At 72.5% G+C, this 20973-nt stretch carries 24 protein-coding genes and 1 riboswitch; of the genes, 10 read left to right on the top strand and 14 right to left on the bottom strand.

Features of this window, described 5'->3' with window-relative positions:
* Window positions 1–66: 66 nt before the first annotated feature.
* Window positions 67–179, top strand: a riboswitch (TPP riboswitch).
* The 3 genes from ABWO84_RS04990 (at window position 170) to ABWO84_RS05000 (ending at window position 3059) form a co-directional block, all read left to right on the top strand.
* The gene (locus tag ABWO84_RS04990; protein ID WP_353113143.1) at window positions 170–808 is read left to right on the top strand and encodes an ECF transporter S component; all 639 of its coding nucleotides are present in this window, start codon (window positions 170–172) and stop codon (window positions 806–808) included. It overlaps the preceding riboswitch by 10 nt.
* The gene (locus ABWO84_RS04995) at window positions 727–2277 is read left to right on the top strand and encodes an ABC transporter ATP-binding protein (protein WP_502915382.1); all 1551 of its coding nucleotides are present in this window, start codon (window positions 727–729) and stop codon (window positions 2275–2277) included. The genes ABWO84_RS04990 and ABWO84_RS04995 overlap by 82 nt, the downstream gene beginning before the upstream one ends.
* Window positions 2274–3059, top strand: a complete 786-nt coding sequence (locus ABWO84_RS05000; protein WP_353113147.1) for an energy-coupling factor transporter transmembrane component T family protein — start codon at window positions 2274–2276, stop codon at window positions 3057–3059. The genes ABWO84_RS04995 and ABWO84_RS05000 overlap by 4 nt, the downstream gene beginning before the upstream one ends.
* An 18-nt stretch (window positions 3060–3077) precedes the next feature.
* Here ABWO84_RS05000 and ABWO84_RS05005 read toward each other — a convergent pair whose 3' ends face one another.
* The gene (locus ABWO84_RS05005) at window positions 3078–3815 is read right to left on the bottom strand and encodes a phosphotransferase (protein ID WP_353113149.1); all 738 of its coding nucleotides are present in this window, start codon (window positions 3813–3815) and stop codon (window positions 3078–3080) included.
* Window positions 3816–3870: 55 nt separating this feature from the next.
* Window positions 3871–4233, bottom strand: coding sequence for a DUF488 domain-containing protein (locus tag ABWO84_RS05010; protein WP_353113151.1), 363 nt, complete (start codon window positions 4231–4233; stop codon window positions 3871–3873).
* A gap of 99 nt (window positions 4234–4332) precedes the next feature.
* On the opposite strand from ABWO84_RS05010, the gene ABWO84_RS05015 reads away from it, so the two are divergent.
* Window positions 4333–5088, top strand: a complete 756-nt coding sequence (locus tag ABWO84_RS05015) for an SDR family NAD(P)-dependent oxidoreductase (RefSeq protein ID WP_353113153.1) — start codon at window positions 4333–4335, stop codon at window positions 5086–5088.
* A 9-nt stretch (window positions 5089–5097) separates the two neighbouring features.
* Window positions 5098–5928 (top strand): SDR family oxidoreductase, encoded by an 831-nt coding sequence (locus ABWO84_RS05020; protein ID WP_353113155.1) that lies wholly within the window; start codon window positions 5098–5100, stop codon window positions 5926–5928.
* A gap of 54 nt (window positions 5929–5982) precedes the next feature.
* On the opposite strand, the gene ABWO84_RS05025 is transcribed toward ABWO84_RS05020, so the two are convergent.
* From ABWO84_RS05025 to ABWO84_RS05040, 4 genes are all read right to left on the bottom strand, one after another.
* Window positions 5983–6711, bottom strand: coding sequence for a sulfite exporter TauE/SafE family protein (locus ABWO84_RS05025; RefSeq protein WP_353113157.1), 729 nt, complete (start codon window positions 6709–6711; stop codon window positions 5983–5985).
* Window positions 6708–7406 carry an ankyrin repeat domain-containing protein gene (locus ABWO84_RS05030; RefSeq protein ID WP_353113159.1) on the bottom strand — a complete coding sequence of 233 codons (699 nt, stop codon included), beginning with the start codon at window positions 7404–7406 and terminating at the stop codon, window positions 6708–6710. Before ABWO84_RS05030 ends, ABWO84_RS05025 begins: the two co-directional genes overlap by 4 nt.
* A gap of 119 nt (window positions 7407–7525) precedes the next feature.
* Window positions 7526–8164 (bottom strand): bifunctional 4-hydroxy-2-oxoglutarate aldolase/2-dehydro-3-deoxy-phosphogluconate aldolase, encoded by a 639-nt coding sequence (locus tag ABWO84_RS05035; protein ID WP_353113161.1) that lies wholly within the window; start codon window positions 8162–8164, stop codon window positions 7526–7528.
* A 68-nt stretch (window positions 8165–8232) separates the two neighbouring features.
* A complete protein-coding gene (locus ABWO84_RS05040; RefSeq protein ID WP_353113163.1) occupies window positions 8233–8727 on the bottom strand; it encodes a hypothetical protein in 495 nt (164 codons plus the stop codon).
* A 65-nt stretch (window positions 8728–8792) separates the two neighbouring features.
* On the opposite strand from ABWO84_RS05040, the gene rlmN reads away from it, so the two are divergent.
* Entirely contained in the window at window positions 8793–10046 is a 1254-nt protein-coding gene (gene rlmN / locus ABWO84_RS05045) for a dual-specificity RNA methyltransferase RlmN (protein ID WP_353113165.1), read from the top strand.
* Here the strand turns inward: rlmN and ABWO84_RS05050 are convergent.
* The gene (locus ABWO84_RS05050; protein WP_353113167.1) at window positions 9995–10360 is read right to left on the bottom strand and encodes a hypothetical protein; all 366 of its coding nucleotides are present in this window, start codon (window positions 10358–10360) and stop codon (window positions 9995–9997) included. The genes rlmN and ABWO84_RS05050 overlap by 52 nt on opposite strands.
* 49 nt (window positions 10361–10409) lie before the next feature.
* Between ABWO84_RS05050 and ABWO84_RS05055 the strand changes: the two genes are divergently transcribed.
* Window positions 10410–11861, top strand: coding sequence for an aminotransferase-like domain-containing protein (locus ABWO84_RS05055; RefSeq protein ID WP_353113169.1), 1452 nt, complete (start codon window positions 10410–10412; stop codon window positions 11859–11861).
* 9 nt (window positions 11862–11870) lie between these two features.
* Here ABWO84_RS05055 and ABWO84_RS05060 read toward each other — a convergent pair whose 3' ends face one another.
* Entirely contained in the window at window positions 11871–12785 is a 915-nt protein-coding gene (locus ABWO84_RS05060; RefSeq protein WP_353113171.1) for a LysR family transcriptional regulator, read from the bottom strand.
* An 87-nt stretch (window positions 12786–12872) separates the two neighbouring features.
* Here ABWO84_RS05060 and ABWO84_RS05065 point away from each other — a divergent pair, with 87 nt between their 5' ends.
* Window positions 12873–13622 carry a 3-hydroxybutyrate dehydrogenase gene (locus tag ABWO84_RS05065; RefSeq protein WP_353113213.1) on the top strand — a complete coding sequence of 250 codons (750 nt, stop codon included), beginning with the start codon at window positions 12873–12875 and terminating at the stop codon, window positions 13620–13622.
* 136 nt (window positions 13623–13758) lie between these two features.
* The gene (locus tag ABWO84_RS05070; RefSeq protein ID WP_353113173.1) at window positions 13759–15252 is read left to right on the top strand and encodes a DUF4407 domain-containing protein; all 1494 of its coding nucleotides are present in this window, start codon (window positions 13759–13761) and stop codon (window positions 15250–15252) included.
* Window positions 15253–15282: 30 nt separating this feature from the next.
* Here the strand turns inward: ABWO84_RS05070 and ABWO84_RS05075 are convergent, their stop codons facing one another.
* From ABWO84_RS05075 to ABWO84_RS05100, 6 genes are all read right to left on the bottom strand, one after another.
* On the bottom strand, window positions 15283–16089 hold the full coding sequence (locus tag ABWO84_RS05075; RefSeq protein ID WP_353113175.1) for an FAD:protein FMN transferase: 807 nt from the start codon (window positions 16087–16089) through the stop codon (window positions 15283–15285).
* Window positions 16086–16583 carry an FMN-binding protein gene (locus ABWO84_RS05080; RefSeq protein WP_353113177.1) on the bottom strand — a complete coding sequence of 166 codons (498 nt, stop codon included), beginning with the start codon at window positions 16581–16583 and terminating at the stop codon, window positions 16086–16088. The genes ABWO84_RS05075 and ABWO84_RS05080 overlap by 4 nt, the downstream gene beginning before the upstream one ends.
* 12 nt (window positions 16584–16595) lie before the next feature.
* Entirely contained in the window at window positions 16596–18014 is a 1419-nt protein-coding gene (locus ABWO84_RS05085) for a ferredoxin reductase family protein (RefSeq protein ID WP_353113179.1), read from the bottom strand.
* A 52-nt stretch (window positions 18015–18066) separates the two neighbouring features.
* Complete coding sequence (locus ABWO84_RS05090) at window positions 18067–18642, bottom strand: hypothetical protein (protein WP_353113181.1); 576 nt, start codon at window positions 18640–18642, stop codon at window positions 18067–18069.
* Window positions 18643–18748: 106 nt separating this feature from the next.
* Window positions 18749–19747 carry a sensor histidine kinase gene (locus ABWO84_RS05095; protein WP_353113183.1) on the bottom strand — a complete coding sequence of 333 codons (999 nt, stop codon included), beginning with the start codon at window positions 19745–19747 and terminating at the stop codon, window positions 18749–18751.
* Window positions 19744–20415 (bottom strand): response regulator transcription factor, encoded by a 672-nt coding sequence (locus ABWO84_RS05100; protein WP_353113185.1) that lies wholly within the window; start codon window positions 20413–20415, stop codon window positions 19744–19746. The genes ABWO84_RS05095 and ABWO84_RS05100 overlap by 4 nt, the downstream gene beginning before the upstream one ends.
* Window positions 20416–20467: 52 nt before the next feature.
* On the opposite strand from ABWO84_RS05100, the gene ABWO84_RS05105 reads away from it, so the two are divergent.
* On the top strand, window positions 20468–20973 hold a 506-nt coding region (locus tag ABWO84_RS05105; RefSeq protein WP_353113187.1), incomplete at its 3' end, for an aldo/keto reductase.

A 20973-nucleotide genomic window follows, 5' to 3' on the forward strand; every position in this document is an offset into this window, starting at 1 on the left:
CCGCGGATCCGTCCATCCGCCGCGCGGGGGCGAGAACCCCCGCGTCCCCGTTCGGACTATGATCGATCGCACAACCACGGGAGTCCGGGCGAGCCGGGCTGAGAGGAAGCGAACCGCGCTTCGACCGTCGAACCTGATCTGGGTCATGCCAGCGCAGGGAGGAGTTCATATGAGTACGTCTGCCGTGTCCGTGTCCACCCGGAACGACGCTCCGCCGCGCACCCTGCGCTGGCGGGTCGTCGACATCGTCGTCGCCGCCGTGCTCGGCGTCGCGATCGGCCTCGTCTTCTGGGCCTGGAACGCCGTCGGCGGCACCTGGTTCGGCGCGGCCGACGCCCTCACCCCGGGACTCGGCGGCACCGCCGTCGGCATCTGGCTGCTCGGCGGCGTGGTCGGCGGTCTGGTGATCCGCAAGCCCGGTGCCGCGCTCGTGGTCGAGGTGATCGCCGCGACGATCTCGATGATGATCGGCAACCAGTGGGGGGTCTCGACCGTGCTGTCGGGACTCGTGCAGGGCCTCGGCGCCGAGCTGTTCTTCGCCCTGTTCCTCTACCGCCGGTTCGGGCTGCCCGTCGCGATGCTCGCCGGCATCGGCGCGGGGGTCGCGGCATGGATCTTCGAGATGTTCTACGGAAGCTCGCCGAACATCCTCAAGACCGTCGAGTTCAACCTGATCTACCTGGGCTCGCTCATCGTATCGGGCGCCCTGCTCGCGGGCCTCGTCGGATGGCTGCTCGTGCGTGCGCTGGCCGCCACCGGAGCGCTCAGCAGGTTCGCCGCAGGGCGAGAACTGCGCCGCGAGGTCTGACGGTGACGGCGCAGGCGGCCCCGGCGCGGGTCGTCGCCGAGGGATGGGGCTGGCGGTACGCCGGCCGCCGTCTCCCCGCGGTCCGCGACGTCGACCTCACGATCGAGGCCGGCGAGCGGGTGCTGCTCCTCGGCGCATCCGGCGCCGGCAAGTCGACGCTCCTGGCCGGTCTCGCCGGGCTCCTCGGCGACGCCGAGGAGGGCGAGCGCACCGGTTCGCTGCTCGTCGACGGACAGCGCCCTGAGGAGCAGCGCGGAGGCATCGGCCTGGTGCTGCAGGATCCGGATGCCGGGGTGGTGCTCTCCCGTGTGGGGGACGACGTCGCGTTCGGCTGCGAGAACCTGGGCGTCTCGGCCGACGAGATCCCCTCGCGCGTCGGTGCGGCGCTGTCCGCCGTCGGGCTCGACGTGCCCCTCGACCGGGCGACCAAGGCGCTCTCCGGCGGGCAGAAGCAGCGGCTGGCGCTGGCCGGCGCCCTCGCGATGCGTCCCGGACTGCTGCTGCTCGACGAGCCCACGGCCAACCTCGACCCGGAGGGCGTGCGCGAGGTGCGGGACAGCGTCGCCCGCATCGTCGCCGAGATCGGGGCGACGCTGGTCGTGATCGAGCACCGCACCGAGGTGTGGGCCGACCTCATGACCCGCGTCGTCGTGCTCGATGCGGGCGGCGGGCTGCTCGCCGACGGCCCGCCGGACGAGGTCTTCGGCCGTCATCAGGACGCGCTGGCGGATGCCGGGGTCTGGGTGCCCCGGCATCCGGTCGACCTCCCGACGCTGCCTGCCGCCTCCCCGGCGGCGCCGAGCGTGCTCACCGCCCGCGGCCTCGCGATCTCCCGCGACGGCCGCACCGCCGTGCAGCGCGACCTCGCGCTCGCCGTGCCGCGGGCCGCGGCCACCTCGATCACCGGTCCGAACGGCGCCGGGAAGTCGACCCTCGCGCTCACCCTCGCCGGCCTCCTCCCCGAGCTCGCGGGTGAGGTGAGCGCCGCCGCGCACCTTCAGGGCAAGAAGGGCGTCCGTCCCATCCGCTGGACCTCCCGCGAACTGCTCACCCGCATCGGCACCGTCTTCCAGGATCCGGAGCACCAGTTCCTCGCACAGACCCTCAGAGAGGAGCTCGCCGTCGGGCCCCGCGCCCTCGGCCTGCCGGCGGAGAGGGCGCGCGCGGTCGTCGACGGGCTGCTGGAGCGCCTCCACCTCGATCACCTGGCCGAGGCGAACCCCTTCACGCTCTCCGGCGGGCAGAAGCGCCGCCTGTCGGTCGCCACCGTGCTCGCCGCGTCGCCCGAGGTGATCGTGCTCGACGAGCCCACGTTCGGCCAGGACCGGCGGGGCTGGGCGGAGCTCGTCCTCCTGCTTCAGGAGGAGATCGCCGGAGGGGCGAGCATCGTCGCCGTCACGCACGACGAGGCGGTGGTCGCGCATCTCGGCGGGCACCGGATCCTGCTCGAGCCGGCGGCGGCGTCATGACCGTCACCGTCGTCGCACCGCCGCGGACCGCCTGGATCGACGGGGTCAACCCGGTCACGCGCATCGTGCTCGCGCTCGTGCTGTCCATCCCGCTGTTCGCGTCCATCGACGTCGTCAGCGGCCTCGTCGCGATCGCGCTGCAACTGCTGTGCCTCCCGCTCACCGGCCTCGCGCCGGGCACCGTGCTGCGGCGCATGGCGCTGCTGGCGGCGTTCGCGCCGATCGCCGGAGTGAGCATGCTGCTCTACGGGCAGCCCTCCGGGCAGGTCTACTGGTCGTTCGGTGTCGCGACGATCAGCGAGGGCTCGGTGCAGCTGGCGCTCGCCGTCGGCCTGCGCGTGCTCGCCCTGGGGCTTCCGACGATCCTCCTCTTCGGCCGCACCGATCCGACCGAGCTGGCCGACGCTCTCGCGCAGGTCGCCCATCTGCCCAGCCGTTTCGTGCTCGGCACCCTCGCCGGCACCCGGATGCTCGGACTGTTCCTCGACGACTGGCGCACGATGGCGCTGGCCCGCCGCGCCCGCGGCATCGGGGACCGTGGCGCGGTCGCCCGGTTCTTCTCGATGGCCTTCGTGCTACTGGTGTTCGCCGTGCGCCGTGGCACGAAGCTCGCGATGGCGATGGAGGCCCGTGGCTTCGGCTCGGACGCCCCGCGCACCTGGTCGCGGCCGTCGCGGCTCTCACCGCGCGACGGCGTCGCGCTCGCCGGCGGCGTGCTCATCATGGCGCTCTCGCTCGCCGCGGCGATCGCCGCCGGCACCTTCCGCTTCATCTGGTCCTGATCGGCGGGCGGCGACGCCTCAGGCCGCGTTCCAGAGATCGCGGTAGTAGGCGAGACGCTCCCGGTCGGGTTCGACGCCGTACGCCTCGATCAGCGCGTCCTCCCAGCCCGGACCGTAGTTCCACTCGGTGCTCATCGACGCCACCGCGATGTCCGCCCAGCGGTCGGCGACGCCGAGCATCGCCATGTCGACGAGCGCGATCCAGCGCCCGTCCGGGCCGATCAGCGTGTTGGGGCAGCACGCGTCGCCGTGGCACACCACGAGACGGTCGATCGGCGGGGCCTCGTGGAAGCGCGCGGGCACCTCGATGCCGCGACGCTCGGCGTTCGCGATCCGGCCCTCCACGTCCCAGGTCCACGGGCACTCCGCGACCGGCAGTGCGTCGTGCAGGCGGCGCAGCGCCTCGCCGACCGCGCGCACCGCGACCTCGGGCTGCGCGACCCAGCGCGGATCCACGGCGCTGTCACCGTCGATCGCCGCGGTGACCAGCCACTCGTGCGTGCGGTCCCCGCCCTGGTCGAGCACCGTGGGAACGCGGATCCAGCGCCCCGCCCACGTCATGCGCTCCGCCTCATCGCGCAGGGTGAACTCCTCGTTGCGCGGCCCCCACTTGATGTAGAAGACGTCGCCCTCGGCCGGGGTCGCGCGGAAGGTCAGCCCGCCGTAGTCGTTGTCCCACACGCAGACCAGGTCGGCGCCGCGGGAGAGTTCCCGGACGACGTCGGGCACGGTCACCGGCTCGGCAGGAATCGACATGCCTCCATCCTGCCCGTCTTCGACGGCACCGGCGCACTCCCGGAGGAGGGGAAGGTCAGTCCAGGAGCGGGCGCAGCGCCTCTTCGAGCACCACGGCGTGGTTGTGCACCTCGTCGTGCGCGGCGTGGACCAGCGTCACCACAGGGTGCGGGCGCAGCTCCCCGACGAGTGCGTGCAGCGCCGCGGACGACTCCCCGGCCAGCTGCGCGCGGTACCGGTCGGCGTAGAGCCCCCACTCCTCCGGAGGGGCGTGGTGCCAGTCGGTCCGCAGCTCCGGCGTGGGGGCGGTGTCCTTCGCCCACAGGTCGATCGCCGCCCTCTCCTTCGACACCCCGCGGGGCCACAGCCGGTCCACCAGCACGCGGAAGCCGTCGGCCGCTTCCGCGGTGTCGTAGGCTCGCTTTCGACGCAGTTCCATACCTTCAGCAAACACCCGATCCGGCCGCCGAGCCAGCGGCGGACTCAGGACCACGTAAGCTGAGACTCAGTCGCAAAACGACGTTCGAAGGAGAACAGGATGCAGATCAGCGGTGCAGGAGCCCTCGTCACCGGAGGCGCCAGCGGTCTCGGACTCGCGACGGCCCGCCGTCTCGCCGCCGCCGGGGCGCAGGTCACGATCGTCGATCTGCCGAACTCGGCCGGTGCCGACGTCGCCGCAGAGCTCGGCGGCTCGTTCGCCCCCGCCGACGTCACCGACGCCGACCAGGTGCGCGCCGCGGTCGAGGCCGCGAGCGCGCCGCTGCGCGTGGTGGTCAACTGCGCCGGCATCGCCCCGCCCGCCAAGGTGCTCGACCGCGACGGCGATCCCGCCGATCTCGCCGCGTTCGAGCGGATCATCCGCATCAACCTCGTTGGCACGTTCAACGTCATCTCCCAGGCCGCCGCGGTGATCTCGAAGACGGAGCCGACCGAGGGAGGCGACCGCGGCGTCATCGTCAACACCGCCAGCGTCGCGGCCTTCGACGGCCAGATCGGCCAGCCCGCCTACTCGGCGTCGAAGGGCGGCGTGCACGCCATGACGCTGCCGATCGCGCGCGAGCTCGCCCGGTACGGGATCCGGGTCTGCACGATCGCCCCGGGCATCATGGAGACCCCGATGCTCGCCGGCCTGCCGCAGGCCGCCCAGGACTCGCTCGGCGAGCAGGTGCCCTACCCGGCCCGCCTCGGACGGCCCGACGAGTATGCCGCGCTCGTGGCGCACATCGTCGACAACGGCTACCTCAACGGAGAGACCATCCGCCTCGACGGCGCCATCCGCATGGCGCCGAAATAAGGAGCACCCATGTCCCTCGCAGGAAAGACCATCCTCATGTCGGGCGGCAGCCGCGGCATCGGCCTCGCGATCGCCCTGAAGGCCGCCGCCGACGGCGCGAACATCGCCCTGCTGGCCAAGACCGACACCCCGCATCCGAAGCTCGAGGGCACGATCCACACCGCCGCGGAGCAGATCCGCGCGGCCGGGGGCAACGCGCTGCCGATCGTGGGCGACGTGCGCAACGACGACGACATCACCGAGGCCGTGATGAAGACGGCGGGCGAGTTCGGCGGCATCGACATCGTGGTCAACAACGCCAGCGTGATCGACCTCTCGCCCTCGCTGGATCTCGCGGCGAAGAAGTACGACCTGATGCAGGACGTCAACGTACGCGGCACGTTCATGCTGTGCCGCGCGGCCGTTCCGGTGCTCAAGGAAGCTCCGAACCCGCACATCCTCTCGCTCTCGCCCCCGCTGAACCCGACGCCGCGTTGGCTCGGCGCCCACACCGGGTATTCGCTGGCGAAGTTCGGCATGACGATGGCCACGCTGGGCATCGCCGCGGAGTTCGCGGAGGCGGGGATCGCGGCCAACACGCTCTGGCCGCGCACGACGATCGCCACCGCCGCCGTGCAGAACCTGCTCGGCGGAGACCGCGTGATGGCGGCCAGCCGCACGCCGGACGTCTACGCGGATGCCGCCTACGCGGTGCTGAACAAGCCGGCGCGGGAGTACACCGGGCAGCAGCTCATCGTGGAGGACGTGCTCGAGGCGGACGGCGTGACCGACTTCTCCGGCTACGCAGCGGTGCCCGGGACTCCCGACAGCGCGCTGTTCCCCGACATCTTCCTCGACTGAGCGTCCTCCGGGAGGCCTCCTCCGCCGACCCGCTCCTCGACGGAGCGCGGCGGATCAGAAGAGCAGGTACACCGCCCCGAGGACGGTCAGCACGATCACGATCCGGTCGAACAGGCGCTGCGGCATCCGCTTCGCCAGCATCAGGCCGGTGAGCGCGCCGAGGACGACGAGCGGCGCGAGCACGAGGTCCATCAGGAGCACCTGCGGGGTGAACAGCCCGAGTCCTGCGAGGAACGGCACCTTCACCAGGTTCACGATCGCGAAGAACCACGCCGAGGTGCCCAGGAAGACCTGCACGGGCGTGCGCGTCGCGAGGAAGTACATCGCCATCACCGGTCCGCCCGCGTTGGCGACCATCGTGGTGAACCCGGCGAGCGTGCCGTAGGTCAGCCCCAGCGCCGTGCCCGCGGCCTTCGCCTGCCGATGCCGGCGCCACAGGGTGATCGCGATCATCACGAGGAGGATCACGCCGATCGCGCGGCGCACCAGGTGGTCGTCGCCGATCGACAGGAACAGGAAGCCCAGCACGAGGCCGGCGACCACCGCGGGAGCCAGCCGCAGCAGGGTGGGCCAGTGCGCGTGGCGGCGGTAGGCGATCAGTGCGAACACGTCGCCGACGATGAAGAGCAGCAGCATCGCGGCGGTCGAGGTACGCGCGGGCAGCACGGCCGCGAGCAGCACGACCGAGACCGTCGCGCTGCCGGGCACCGCGGTCTTGCCGATCCCGGCGATGAGCGCCGCGAGACCGAGCATCCCCCACGCGAGCGGGGAGAGCTCGATCATGAGGCCGCGTCGATCACGGCGACGATCGCCTCGTAGCCGCGCTGTGCGGCGAGGTCCCGGGGGAGCACGCCGTCCCCGTCCCGGATGCCGACGTCGGCGCCGCCCTCGATGAGGGCGCGGACCGTCCGGACGTAGCGCTCGCTCCCGTCGCCGAGCACGATCGCCTCGTGGAGGGCGGTCCAGGAGAGGTTGTTGACGTGATCCGGGTCGACGCCGGCCTTCAGCAGGATGTCGATCGTCGGGAGCAGCCCCCGTTCGGAGGCCGGGATCAGCGCGGTGCCGCCGAAGCGGTTGGTGCTCGTGAGGTCGGCGCCGTGCGCGAGCGTCATCCGCAGGATCTCGTCGTGTCCGCGCGCACCGGCGTAGAGATAGGCGGAGTCCTGGATGTCGTCCTTGGCGTTGACGTCGGCACCGGCCTCGATGAGCACGCGTGCGGTCTCGATCCGGTTCGCCTTCGTCGCGGCGACGAGCGGCGTCATGCCCCCCGTGCCGCGGGCCTCGATGTCGGCGCCTGAGGCGAGCGCATCGCGCACGGCATCGGCGTCGCCGGACTCGGCGGCGACGAACAGGTCGCCCGCTGCGGGGTTCGTGGTCGCCATCGGGCTCTCCTTCTGGTCGTGCGGGCCGGCCGTCGTGCATCCGGCGAGGGTCAGGGCGGCGAGGAGCGCGACGGCGGCGGGCAGGATGCGGGACATGCCTCTGGTCTACCAAACGCCGCGGGGCGTCCGCCCCGATCGGGTGGTCAGTTTCGGCAGGTTTTGCGGGGAGTTCCTGCCGAAACTGACCACCCAATCAGGGGCGGACGGCGGTCCGATTAGGGGCGGACGGCGGCGAGGGACGCGGAGAAGCGTGCGGCGCGCGCCTCGAGATCGGCCCAGTCGGCGGCCTTGATCGAGGCCCCGTTCGCGAGGTCCCCACCGGCGCCGACGGCCACGGCCCCCGCGGCGAACCAGTCGGCGAGGTTGTCGGGCGAGACGCCCCCGGTGGGCATCAGGGGCGCGTCGGGGAACGGGCCGCGCAGGGCGCCGAGATAGGACGGGCCGCCGAGCGAGGCCGGGAAGATCTTCACGACGTCGACGCCGAGCCCGAGGGCGGTCATCACCTCGGTCGGGGTGAGCGCCCCGGTCATCACCACCCGTCCGGTGCCGAGCATCGCGCGGGTGAGGTCGGGCAGTGTGCCGGGGCTCACCAAGAACTCGGCGCCCGCCTCGGCGGCCCGCTCGGCCTGCTCCGGGGTGGTCACGGTGCCCGCACCGACGAGGGCGGCGTCGCCGTGCCGCGCGATGAGCTCGCGGATCACGGCGGGCGCGTCCGGCGTGGAGTAGGTCACCTCGATTCCGGTCACCCCGCCGCGGATGATCGCCTCTGCGGCGTCGAGCGCGAGCTCGGGAGAGGGGGCGCGCAGCACGGCGAGCACTCCGGCGGAGCGGGTGCGGGCGAGACGGTCGGGCATCGGGGCTCCTTCGATCGGGAGGGTGTCCCTCCATTGTCGCGCATCCGGCGCAACATGTAACTACAGGTTCAGCGCCAGGCGTCGATGACGTCCTTGGACTCCTTCAGGCCGAGCCCGGTGCTCTCGCGGAGCAGCTTGATCGCGGCGATCGGCTGCTGGGCGGCGACGAGTCGATCGATCTCCGCGCGCACTCCGGCGCCCAGGCCCGCGATGATCTCGGCGGTCGGTGCCGGACGCAACGGCGCGGCGGCGCTCCCGGCATCCATGCCCCCGGGGGCCCAGGCTTCGATCCGGTCCTTCGCCTCCTTCAGGGACAGCGAGGAATGATCGCGGAGCAGCTTGATCGCGGCGATCTTCTGCTCCGATCGCACCAGACGGTCGATCTCGGCGGTGACCTCGGCGGTCAGCGCCGCCGGTGCCGCGGAGCGCACGGTGGTCGCCGCCGCGGCTGCGGCGTCGAGGGGCGCAGGAGGGGCCGGACGGATGCCGCGGAGCGCGGAGAACGCGACCAGCAGGAGTGCCACGATCGCGACGCCGAGCAGCAGCCAGATCCACAGGTCCATGGAGCCAGGTTAGGCCGTCGGGGCGTCCAGCCGCCTCGCACCCGCGAGGCCGTACCCTGGAAGACATGACCGAGACACCTGCGCCGTCGCGCCGCGCCGCATCCGCCACGCGTGCCACGCAGGTGCGCCCGGCCACCGAGGGCTGGACCCAGAAGAAGGACGCCGAGGGGCGTCCGCTCCTGCAGTTCGCGAGCCCGCGCCGTGGCAAGCCGCCGGTCCACCTCGCCGACCTCACGCCGGCCGAGCGCACCGCGAAGGTGAAGGAGCTCGGGCTGCCCGGCTTCCGCGCCAAGCAGCTCGCCACGCACTACTTCACGCACTACACCTCCGACCCCGCCGAGATGACCGACCTGCCCGCCGCACAGCGCGAAGAGCTGGTCACCGGGCTCATGCCGCCGCTCCTCACCGAGGTGCGCCGGCTGGAGACCGACCGCGGCGACACCATCAAGTTCCTCTGGCGCCTGCACGACGGCGCCCTCGTCGAGTCGGTGCTGATGCGCTACCCCGGCCGGATCACCCTCTGCGTGTCGAGCCAGGCGGGCTGCGGGATGAACTGCCCCTTCTGCGCCACCGGGCAGGCCGGCCTCACCCGCAACATGTCGACCGCGGAGATCCTCGACCAGATCGTGCGGGCGAACCGGGCGATCGCGAACGGTGAGCTCGGCGGGAAGCGCCGCGACGACCACAGTATGGAGCGCGTCTCCAACATCGTCTTCATGGGGATGGGCGAGCCGCTCGCCAACTACAAGCGTGTCATGGACGCGGTGCGCACCATGGTGGCGCCGCAGCCGGAAGGGCTCGGCATGAGCGCCCGCGGCATCACGGTCTCGACCGTCGGCCTCGTGCCGGCGATCAAGAAGCTGGCGGACGAGGACATCCCCGTCACCTTCGCGCTGTCGCTGCACGCCCCCGACGACCAGCTGCGCGACGAGCTGATCCCGGTCAACTCGCGCTGGAAGGTCGACGAGGCGCTCGACGCCGCCCGCGGCTACTTCGAGAGGACCGGCCGGCGGGTGTCCATCGAGTACGCGCTCATCAAGGACATGAACGACCACGGATGGCGGGCCGACCTGCTGGCCGAGAAGCTCAACGCCCGCGGTCGCGGATGGGTGCACGTCAACCCGATCCCGCTGAACCCCACCCCGGGCTCGATCTGGACCTCGTCCGACAAGGACGTGCAGGACGAGTTCGTGCGCCGCCTCAACGACGCCGGCATCCCGACGACCCTCCGCGACACCCGCGGCAAGGAGATCGACGGCGCCTGCGGTCAGCTCGTCGCGACCACCGAGGATGAGGCCGCCGCGGCGGCGATGGCCTGATCCGGCCGCCCCGTGGAGGAGCGGGGAGCGCGCGCCGGGTGACGGCGGACCGCGTGCGGCGCACGGGCGTCGACGCCCGCGGCGAGCAGCTCGCCGATGCGCCGGCCGCGGAGGGCCGGCTGCTCCCTGGCGGCGTCGGCGATCGAGCGGAGCAGTGCGACGGCTCCGGGGCTCTGCGTCCAGCCGCGTCCGGTCAGCGCCGTGTCGATCCGCAGCAGCGTCGCGGTGTCGGCGAGGTCGAGGAACCGATCGTCCATCGCGACCCGATCCAGCAGTTCGGTGATGGTCCAATCGGTCGATATTGGACCGTTCATTGGCGTCTGTCTGGCGGTGGGTGTGCTCATTGGACCAGAATGCGATGTCATGAGCGTGGATGACAGGGCCAATCAGCGGCTGGTGGACCATCGAACGGCCACCGTCGACTCCGCGGCGCTGGCCGCCCGGCTGGGACGCTGGGCGCACGGCGACGGCACCCTCGCGGAGCGTCTCGCCCGCGGCATCCGCGCGATGATCGACACCGGCGAGCTGCGGCCCGGGGATCGCCTCCCGGCGGAGCGTGCGCTCGCCGCGGAGACGACCGTGTCGCGGGGCACGGTCGTCTCCGCCTATGCGGCGCTGGCGGAGGGCGGGGCGGTCGAACGTCGTCAGGGCAGCGGCACGCGCATCGCCGGCACCCCGGTGTCGGCGGCCGGCCGGCGCGGCGGGCGCGGAGAGGCGCTGTTCTCCACGCTGCCCAACGCGATCGACCTGCTGCGCACCGTCGCCCGCATCCCCGATCTCGGCGTCGAGCTCATCCGGTCGCACCAGCCGCGGCTCGACCTCGCGCTGCTGCCGGAGACCGATCCGGCGGGGCTGCCGCTGCTGCGCGAGGCCATCGCCGATCTCTACCGCACCGAGGGCACCCCCACCACGCCGGAGCAGATCCTCGTGACCCACGGCGCCCAGCAGGCGATCGCCCTCGTGGTCGCCGCGCTCGTCGGCCCGGGCGACGTGGTGCTCGCGGAGGAGGTCACCTGGCCCGGGGCCACCGACACCGTGCGGCTGCACGGCGGCGAAGTGCACGGCATCCCCATGGGGCCGGACGGCATCGACGTCGAGGCGCTCGAGGTCGCGATGGCCCGGCTGCGTCCCGTGCTGGTGGCCCTCAATCCGCACCATCAGAACCCCACCGGCACACGGATGCCGGGGGAGGCGCGGAGGCGTGTCGCCGACCTCGCGGCCCGCTACGGAGTCACGGTGATCGAGGATCGGGTGGTCGCGGGCATCGCGTTCGACGGAGTCGTGCCGCCGACACTCGCCGCCGAGCGGCCCGACGCTCCGATCGTGGTGGCCGAGTCGGTGTCGAAATGGGCCTGGGCGGGGCTGCGCATCGGCTGGCTGCGGGCCGATCCCGTGCTCGTGCGTCGTCTGCGCGGGGCCCGGCAGCTCGCCGATCAGTCCACCAGCGTCCCCGCGCAGCTGCTCGCGCTCGACCTGCTCGCCCACGCCGCCGAGTTGCGCAGGGAGATCGCCCGCACGCACCAGGACCGCCTGCGCGTGCTCATCGGGCTCATGGAGGAGCACCTTCCCGAGTGGACCTTCGACGCTCCGCGGGGCGGGCTCGCGCTGTGGGCGGCGATGCCCGCGGGCTCCTCGGAGGCTCTCGCGCGCAGCGCCGCAGTGCACGGGGTCGCGGTCGCGGGCAGCGGGGAGTTCGCGGCGTCCGTCTCGCCCGACGACCACATCCGGCTGCCCTTCACCGCCGAGGAGGAGGTGCTGGCCGAAGGCGTCCGCCGGCTCGGGGACGCGTGGAGGGAGTACCGCGAGACGCTCTGAGCATCGCGCTCAGGGCCTCTCGCCGAGCAGCGCACCGCGCACGTCGGCGAGGCGGTCCCGCAGCGCGTCGAGGAAGGCCCCGACCGCGGGCTGACGGAGCGCATCCGGTCGCGCTATCAGCCAGTAGGGGAGGCGCTGCTCGATCCGGTCGGGGAAGACCCGCACGAGGTCGTCGTGCTGATCGGCGAGGAAGGCCGGCAGCAGCCCGAAGCCGGCGCCGCCGCGGGTCGCGTCGACGTGCACGTACACGTTCGTGCTGGCGACCGCATCGGGCATGTCGGGGACGACCCGGCGGGCCTCGTCGAGCAGGTCGACGTGCAGCATCGACTCGATGAAGTACACCAGCGGCCTCCCGGCGAGGCCGGCCGGATCCTCCGGGGGCGGGTTCCGCGCGAGGTAATCGCGGCTGGCATAGAGCCCGAGCGCGTAGTCGGCGAGGTGGAGCGCGCGCGCCTTCCGCACCTGCGGGCGACCGACGACCACCTCGAGATCCGCGCCGGCCCGCTGCTGGGAGGCCTGGCGCGTGCCGGTCACGATCTCGAGGGCGACGTCGGGATGAACGCGACGCAGCGCCGTCATCGCCGGCGCCGCCACGAAGCCGCTGAAGCCGTCCGTCGCCGACAGCCGGATCAGTCCCTCCACGCGGGGTCCGTCGCTCCGGTCGAGCCCGTGCATCGCCCGCTCGACGCGCTCCGCGGCGACCAGCGCACGGGCGCCGAGCGCGGTCGGCTGCCAGCCGCCCTCGTCGCGCATGAGCACCCGGCCGCCCAGCTGCGTCTCGAGCGCGGAGATCCGCCGCGCGATCGTGGTGTGGTTGATCCCCAGGCGCTGCCCCGCCGACGTGTAGCGGCCGGTGCGGGCCACGGCCAGTAGCACGAGCAGGTCGTCCGCGCGGAGCGGGGGTGCGGGGAAACGCGCGGTCATGTGTGCAGTTTTGCATATCCAAACGGCTCGACGCTGTGCTGCAGAGTGCACTACGTTGCCATCATGTCGATGGAGCGGAGCGCCGCGATGGGCGCAGGGTTGGAGGGGCGCACGGCGCTGGTGACGGGCGGGGCGAGCGGGATCGGCGCGGCGTGCGCCGTCGCCCTCGCGGAGGCGGGCGCCCGCGTGCTCGTCGCCGACCGCGACGCCGACGGCGCGGAGCGGGTGGCCGCGGAGATCGGCGGAGAGCCCCTCGCGATCGACCTCGGGGATCCGGACGCCCTCGCCGTCCGCACGTTCGACGCCGACATCCTGGTCAACAACGCCGGCATCCAGACCGTCGCGCAGATCGTCGACTTCGATCCCGCCGTGTTCCGGAGGATGCTCGACCTGATGGTCACCGCGCCCTTCCTGCTCATCCGGGCGGTCCTCCCCGGGATGTACGAACGGGGCTGGGGTCGCATCGTCAACATCAGCTCCGTGCACGGCATCCGCGCCAGCGCCTTCAAGTCGGCCTATGTCACGGCGAAGCACGCGATGGAGGGGCTCTCGAAGGTCACCGCGCTCGAAGGCGCACCGCACGGCGTGACGAGCAATTGCATCGATCCGGGCTACGTGCGCACGCCGCTGGTCGAGAAGCAGATCGCCGATCAGGCGCGCGCCCACGGGATCCCCGCATCCGAGGTGGTGGAGAAGGTCATGCTCGTCGAGGCCGCGATCAAGCGCCTGCTCGAACCGGAGGAGGTCGCCGACCTCGCCCGCTGGCTCTGCGGTCCCACCGCCCGATCGGTGACGGGCTCCTCGTACACGATGGACGGCGGATGGAGCGCCCGATGACCCGGTGGAGGGCGTCCTCGCGGTGACCGTCCGCCCCGATCGCCGACGGACCGGGGGCGCGGGCGGGAGACGAGTCTGTGAGCGCTCGCAGGCGACGCGGGGCCGACACACAGGCAGCCTTCCCTAGTTTGGAACGATGTCCTATTCCGCGCATCGCCCGGGTCGGATGGATTCGCAGGGGCGGATCTCGTTCGGCGTCGACGGCCCCGACGGCGACGTGACCGACGAGGATCTCGACTTCCTCCGCGAATACGAGCCGACAGGCTCCGACACGGCGACGACCGAGGTCATTCCTCCCGTCCCCACCGCGACCCCCCGGTCCGATGCTCCGGAGACCGCGGAGGAGATCCGCGAACAGCCCCGTCCGAAGCGGGAGAAGGCGCCCCGCGTGCCAGGCTCCCGGCTGCGCACGCTGGCGATCCTCGGCGGCGCCGACGGGCGGATCCTCGACCGCGTCCCCGCCGAGACGCCTCGTTTCGTGCAGATGTTCTTCGTGCTCGCGGGAACCGCGCTCGTGTCGGCGCTCTCGATGCTGTTCGCGCTGACCACCGGCGTGCAGGTCGCGGTGTGGCTGGCCATCCCGCTCGCGATCGTGTGGGCGGCGATCATCTTCAACCTCGACCGCTTCCTCACCTCGACCATGACTTCCACCCGCAATGCGTGGAAGCTCGTCGGGCTGGCCATCCCGCGTGTGCTCATGGCCGCGCTGATCGGCTTCGTGGTCGCCGAGCCGGTCGTGCTGCAGGTGTTCCACAACGACATCGCGCGCGAGGTGGCTTCGACCAACATCGTGCAGGCGCAGTCGGATCAGGACGCGCTCGAGAAGGGGCCGGAGAAGAAGGCCCTCGACGCCGCCACCTCGCGCGTGTCGGATCTCGAGAACCAGGCGGCGACCGGCATCGTCGCCGGCACCTCCTCCGACTCCGCCACCCAGTCGTCGGCCAAGGGCCAGGTGGACGATCTCACCAAGAAGATGGCCGATCAGCAGAAGGTCATCGACAGCGCGCGGGCCCTCTACCAGTGCGAGCTGACGGGCGAGGGCGCGGGCACCGTGCCCGGCTGCACCGGCGTGCACGGCAAGGGCACCAGCTCGGATGCCGCGAAGGCGCAGCTCACGCAGGCCCAGCAGACCTACGACGCGCTGGGCGCGCAGCTGCGCATCGCGAACGACGAGCTCTCGGCCGCCGACACCGCCGCCAAGGGTGAGATGTCCACCTCCGAGGCCACGAACAAGAAGCAGGCGAAGGACCAGCTCCCCGCCGCGCGCAAGACCTACGACCAGGCGCTCATCGCCTACAACGCGCGCGCCGACCAGGTCGCGCAGGGCAACGCCGGCGCGATCGGCCTGCTCAGCCAGATCAGCGGCCTGAACCGCCTCGGCGAGAAGGAGCCCACGATCTTCTGGGCGCACTGGCTCATCGCGGCGCTGTTCTTCATGATCGAGCTGCTGCCCGTGCTCGTGAAGGTCCTGACGAGCTTCGGGGAGCCCAGCCTCTATGAGCGCACGGCGGAGATCCGCAAGCAGGTCGACATGGACCGGGTCAGCGCCGAAGGGTTCCGCGACCGCGCGGCCGTGGTCACCGCGGCATCCGAGCCCGCGGCGACCGAGCCCGCGGCATCAGCGACCTGACGCGCCGAGGCGCGGCCGGACGGGCCCCGCTCACGCCCAGGTGACGCCCGTGACGTCGACCGGCACGCCGTCGAGCCAGCGCCGCACCCGCCCGCCGTCGTCGAGCAGCAGACCGGATCCGGGGCCGATCCGGTCGAGCCAGCCGAGCCCGTCGGGCCCGGCCGCGACGACGGCCGTCGCCCAGACATCGGCGCGGGTCAGGCCGTCGCCGACGACGGTGGCCGACAGCACGCCCCTTGCGGGGACGCCGGTGCGGGGATCGACGATGTGCGCGCCGCGCTCCGCCCCGCCCGAGGTCGCCACGGCTCCGTCGCGGACCGAGACGGTCGCGAGCAGACGGGCGCGGTCCCGGGGATCGACGATGCCGACGTTCCAGGTCCAGTCGGCTCCGGGCGCCGTGAAGAGCTGCATGTCGCCGCCGACGTTGAGCCCGACCGCGGTGACGCCGCTCTCGCGCAGCAACGGCGCGAGCCGGGTGCGCGCCGCGTTCTCCGCGGCCCAGCCCTTCACGTACCCGGTCGGGTCGAACCCGCCCTGACGCTGCGCCCGGAACAGTCCGCCGGTCTCCTCCTCCGCCCGCCCGCAGCCCGCGGCGACCTCGTCCATCCATGGATCGGCATCGGCGGGCGAGAGCTCTCCGCGGGCGAGGCGGCGCAGATCGGAGTCCGCCCGGAACGGCGAGAAGACCCGGTCCGCCCGGTGCAGGTCGGCGAAGCATCCCTCCACGGCCGTGCGGAACAGCGCAGGATCGATGTCGCCGATCACCTGCACGCTCGCGACCGTCCCCATCACCCCGTCGGTCGCGGTGCGCGCCGGGAGGGTGGCCGCCCCGTTCATGACCGGGCCTGGTCGATCGCGCTCTGCAGCGACTGCAGATAGCCGTCGCTGGTGTAGGTCGCGCCGGACACCATGTCGATGCTCGACGACTGTGCGGAGAGCGTCTCGGACACCAGCTGGGGGACGGCGCTCCGGTTGATCTGCTGATCGCGGGGGTTGTCGTTCGGATACTCCACGACGTCGACGGCCGAGAACCTCCCCGACGACACGGTCACCCGCACCTGGACCGGCCCGTAGCGGGTCTGCGCCGCGTCTCCGGTGTAGCTCCCGTCCTTGAGGGTCGCGGAGCCGCCGGTTCCCGTGGCCCCGGACGAGCCCGCACCGGTGGTGCCGGATGACGTCTGCGAACCCGATGAAGCGCCGGAGGCGCCCGTGGTCGACGCACCGGGTGCGGCGGACGGCGCCTCGAGGTTCTCGCCGTGCGACGTCCGGTAGCTGAAGAGCAGCACCAGCCCGGAGAGCGTGGCGAGCACTGCGTAGACGATCCTCTTCATCGGATCCTCCTCTCAGACCGAGAACGACTCGGTGTGGATGCGGACGCCGGAGATCCCGGCGTCGCGGAGATCGCGGACCACCGCGGCCATCCAGTCCGGAGGGCCGCAGACGAAGACGTCGTGGTCCTCCACATCCGGGGCCAGGAAGCGGATCACGTCGGCTCCGCTCCAGGCCGCGTGCGTGCCCGGCAGCCAGGGGGAGCCCGTACGGGCGCGGGGGCCGTCGAGCGCGATGTGCCGCACGCCGCGCTCGTCCACGAGCCGGCGGAGCGCCTGCCCGCGCAGTGCCGATCCCCGGGCGGAGTCCCGCGTGACGATCGTGGCCTCCCCCGGGCGGTACTCCTCGCCTTCGAGCAGCGAGATCAGGGGCGCTACCCCTGCGCCGGCGCCGAGCAGCAGCAGCCGGCTCGCGCGTCGCTCGTCGCCGGTCATCCGGCCGTAGGGGCCTTCGACGAGCACACGCACGCCGGGCCGCAGCGCCGCCAGTCGGCGGGTGCCGTCGCCGACGATCCGCGCCGAGACGGTGAGCTCGTCGCCGACCGGGGCGGCGGAGAGGGAGAAGGGGTGCCCGCGCGTCCATCCCGGTCCGTCGAGGAAGCGCCAGACGAAGAACTGACCCGGACGGACCCGCAGGGCGGAGAGGCCCTCGCCGCGCATCCGGATCGCGACGCCGCTGTCACCGTCGGGCTCGACGGCGACGACGCGCAGGCGGTGGTGCGCGGATCGCGCCAGGGGGAGGACGATCCGGTAGGCGATCACGGCCGCGGCGGTGAGACCCCAGAACGTCCACCAGAACCAGGTGGCTCCGACGGAGGCCGAGAAGTCCGCGCCCGCCCAGAGCTGATGGGGCAGCGCGAGACCCGCGCCGAGGTAGCCGTACAGATGCAGGAGGTGCCACGACTCGTAGCGCAGCCGTCGTCGTGCCCGGCGCAGGGAGGTGAGGGCCACGAGCACGACGAGGACCGTCCCCGCCGCGGCGAGCAGCACGCCGGGGTAGTCTCGCACGAACTGCACCAGCTGGGAGATCGGGTCGATCCCGGCCGCCATGGCATAGCCCGCGACGATCAGCACGATGTGCACGAGCATCAGCGAGAAGGACCAGAAGCCGACGAGCCGGTGCATCCGCACCATCCCGTCGCGGCCGAAGCCGCGTTCGAAGAGCGGCACCCGCGCCATCAGCAGCACCTGCAGGAGCAGCAGATCGGACGCCACGAGACCGCTGAGCCGACCCAGTGCGCTGACCGCGGACGCCCCGCCGCCGAGCACCGCGTCGATGCCGCCGCCGTCGACCCAGAGCGCGAGGACGAAGAGGGCGGTGAGCCAGACGACGACGATCGCCCCGGCGCTCCAGGCCTCGCTGCGTCGCCGCAGCCGGGTCCGGTGCGCCGCGGAGCCTGCGGGGGTGAGGCGGGGCGGGGCGATCGTCGTCATGGCCGTCCTCCTTCCTGGTGTCCGTTCTGTTTCGCGGTGTCGCTCCGCGGGGTCAGGTGCCCGGGGTGGAGCCGGGAGTGGGGGCGGTGCCGTTGCCGTTCCCACCGTTGCCGTTCCCACCGTTGCCGTTGTCGCCGTTGCGCGGGCCGTACCCGTCGCCGCCGCGACGATCCTGACGGTCGCCGCCCGGTCCGGAGCGCTGGTCACCGCCCTGGCGGTCCTTCATGCTCCAGCCGCCGCGCTCGTCCGCCTGCGCGTGCCCGCCGCCGAAGGGGCGGAAGGCTCCGTGCGAGGCCCATCCGGTGCCGAAGCCGACGCCGAGCAGGAGCACTCCGGCAAGGCATCCGGCCGCGATCCGTGTGCCGGTCCGCTGCAGGAACGGCTTCTTCGCCGTAGGGGCCGCGGCGGCCGCCTCCGCCGGCGAGGGCGGCAGCACCACCGTCGGCGCCGGAACGGGCTGCGGGGCGGCGGCGCCGACGGCCGATGCGGCATCGGGGGCCGGTGCGGCCGAGTCCGGCGTTGCGGCCGGGGGCTGGGCGGAGGGTGCGTCCGCCGCAGCGGGCGTCCCGTCCTCGTTCACAGGGCCGCCCGACTCCTCGGGGGCCTGTCCTTCGGTGTTCTCTGTCATGCCTGAACTGTGGCGCCCGGGCGCCAAGGAAACGCCAAGAGTAGGCGCGTCACGGCGACCTCATAGGAGACCGAGTGTCCGCTCTCAGCCCGCGCAGATCCGACGATCAGTGCCGGCGCGGCAGCACGAGCAGGAAGACCGTGCCCCGTGCCGAGGTCTCCTCGACCTCGACGGAGCCGCCGAAACGCGTCGCGATGTCGCGGACGAGGGCGAGGCCCAGACCGAACCCGCGGCGTTCCGATGAGGCCGTCGAGCGGGCGAACCTCTCGAAGACGCGCTCCGGGTCGAGGTCGCCGAGCCCCGGGCCGTCGTCGCTGACGCGCAGCGCCACCCGCCGTCCGTCCGGTGCCGCGGCGACGCGGACGACCCCGTCGTCGGCGGCGTATCGCACGGCGTTGTCGAGCAGTGCGATCAGAGCGCGGGTGAGGGCGGTGGGGTCGGCGGCGACCCGCAGATCCTCGGATGCGATCGTCTCGACCCGCACGCCGCGGGACTCGGCGCGCGGACCGATCACCGCCACCGCGGCAGCGACGGCCTCGGAGACCGGGGTGTCGGCGCCGGCGTCGTCGGAGCGGGCGCCCGCGGAGTCCGCGGCGAGCAGGAGGTCGGTGAGCACCGCATCCATCACCTCGGCGTCGTGCCGCATGTCGTGCAGCACCGCACCGACGTCGCCGCCCTGCTGCAGCCGGTGCTCGGCGAGCTGGATGCGGCTGTTCAGCGTGGTCAGCGGAGTGCGCAGCTCGTGACTCGCATCCGCGACGAAGGCGCGCTGCACTCCGAGCGCCTCCGCGAGGGGCTCGGAGGCGCGGCGTGAGGCGTACCAGGCGATCACGGCGAGGGCGAGCACGCCGGCCAGCCCCAGCAGGATCGCGACGGGCAGCACGTCGTCGAGGTCGAGGATGCGGCCGTCGTGTCCTCCCGGGCCGCCCGCGGGGCGAGGGCGGCGATCGGGGCGGCTCGCCGTGACCATCACGGTGACGATCACCACCGTGATGATGCTGACGACCGCGGCCGAGGCGAGCCCCACCCAGAGGCCGGTCCGCAGTGCCGAGCGCTGTACCCGGCGACGGTCGGCGGCGACGGCGCGATCGGCGCGGCCGCTCATCGCGGCATCCCGCTGCGATAGCCGCGAGCGCGGACCGTGTCGATGATCTCCGGCGTGGACTTGCGTCTCACGTAGTGCACGTAGGCGTCGACCGTGCCGGCGGAGCCGCCGGGGAAGACGCTCGCGACGATCTCGTCCCGGGAGAAGACGTGCTCGGGGCTCGAGGTGAGCAGTTCCAGCAGATCGGACTCTGCCTGCGTGAGGGGGATGCGTCCACCGTCCGGCGCATACAGGGCCAGTGCCGCGGGGGAGAACAGCCAGTCGCCGATCTCCCTCCGCGTCCCGGGACCGCGGCCCCGGCGCATCGCCCGGAGCCGGGCGCGCAGCTCGGCGAAGTCGAAGGGCTTCAGCAGATAGTCGTCAGCGCCGGCGTCCAGGCCGCTCACCCGGTCGTCGACGGTCCCTAGTGCGGTGAGCATGATCGCCGGGGTGGTGATGTGCGCCGTGCGCACGGCCTCGAGAAGCTCGACCCCCGACATCCCGGGCAGCCGCCGGTCGACGACCATCACGTCGTAGCGCCGGCCGAGCGCGAGCTCCAGACCCGCCTCGCCGGTGCGCGCGTGGTCGATGAGGTACTCGACGCCGAGCACCTCGGTGACGATGGCCGCGGTCTCGGCCTCGTCCTCGACATAGAGCAGCCGGGGCAGGGCGCTCGGTGACGGGTTCACAGTGCGACAGTACTCCGCCCTCCGCTCCTCCCGCCGGGAGTAGCGTTGAGCCATGGTCGAGTATCGGTATCTGGGCAACAGTGGTCTCAAGGTCTCGGAGATCACCTACGGCAACTGGGTGACGCACGCATCGCAGGTGGCGGACGACGCCGCGGTGAAGACGGTGCATGCCGCGCTGGATGCCGGCATCACCACCTTCGACACCGCCGACACCTATGCGAACACCGCCGCGGAGGTTGTCCTCGGCAGGGCGCTCGCCGGTCAGCGGCGGGAAGGCCTGGAGATCTTCACGAAGGTGTACTTCCCGACGGGTCCCAAGGGCCCGAACGACACCGGGCTGTCGCGCAAGCACATCTTCGAGTCGATCAACGGCTCGCTCCGCCGCCTGGGCACCGACTACGTCGAGCTCTACCAGGCGCACCGCTACGACTACGAGACGCCGCTCGAGGAGACGATGCAGGCGTTCGCCGACGTCGTGCGCCAGGGCAAGGCCCTCTACATCGGCGTCTCGGAGTGGACGGCCGAGCAGCTGCGCGAGGGGCACGCCCTGGCGAAGGA

Source organism: Microbacterium sp., from assembly GCF_040394595.1.
Taxonomy (GTDB): domain Bacteria; phylum Actinomycetota; class Actinomycetes; order Actinomycetales; family Microbacteriaceae; genus Microbacterium.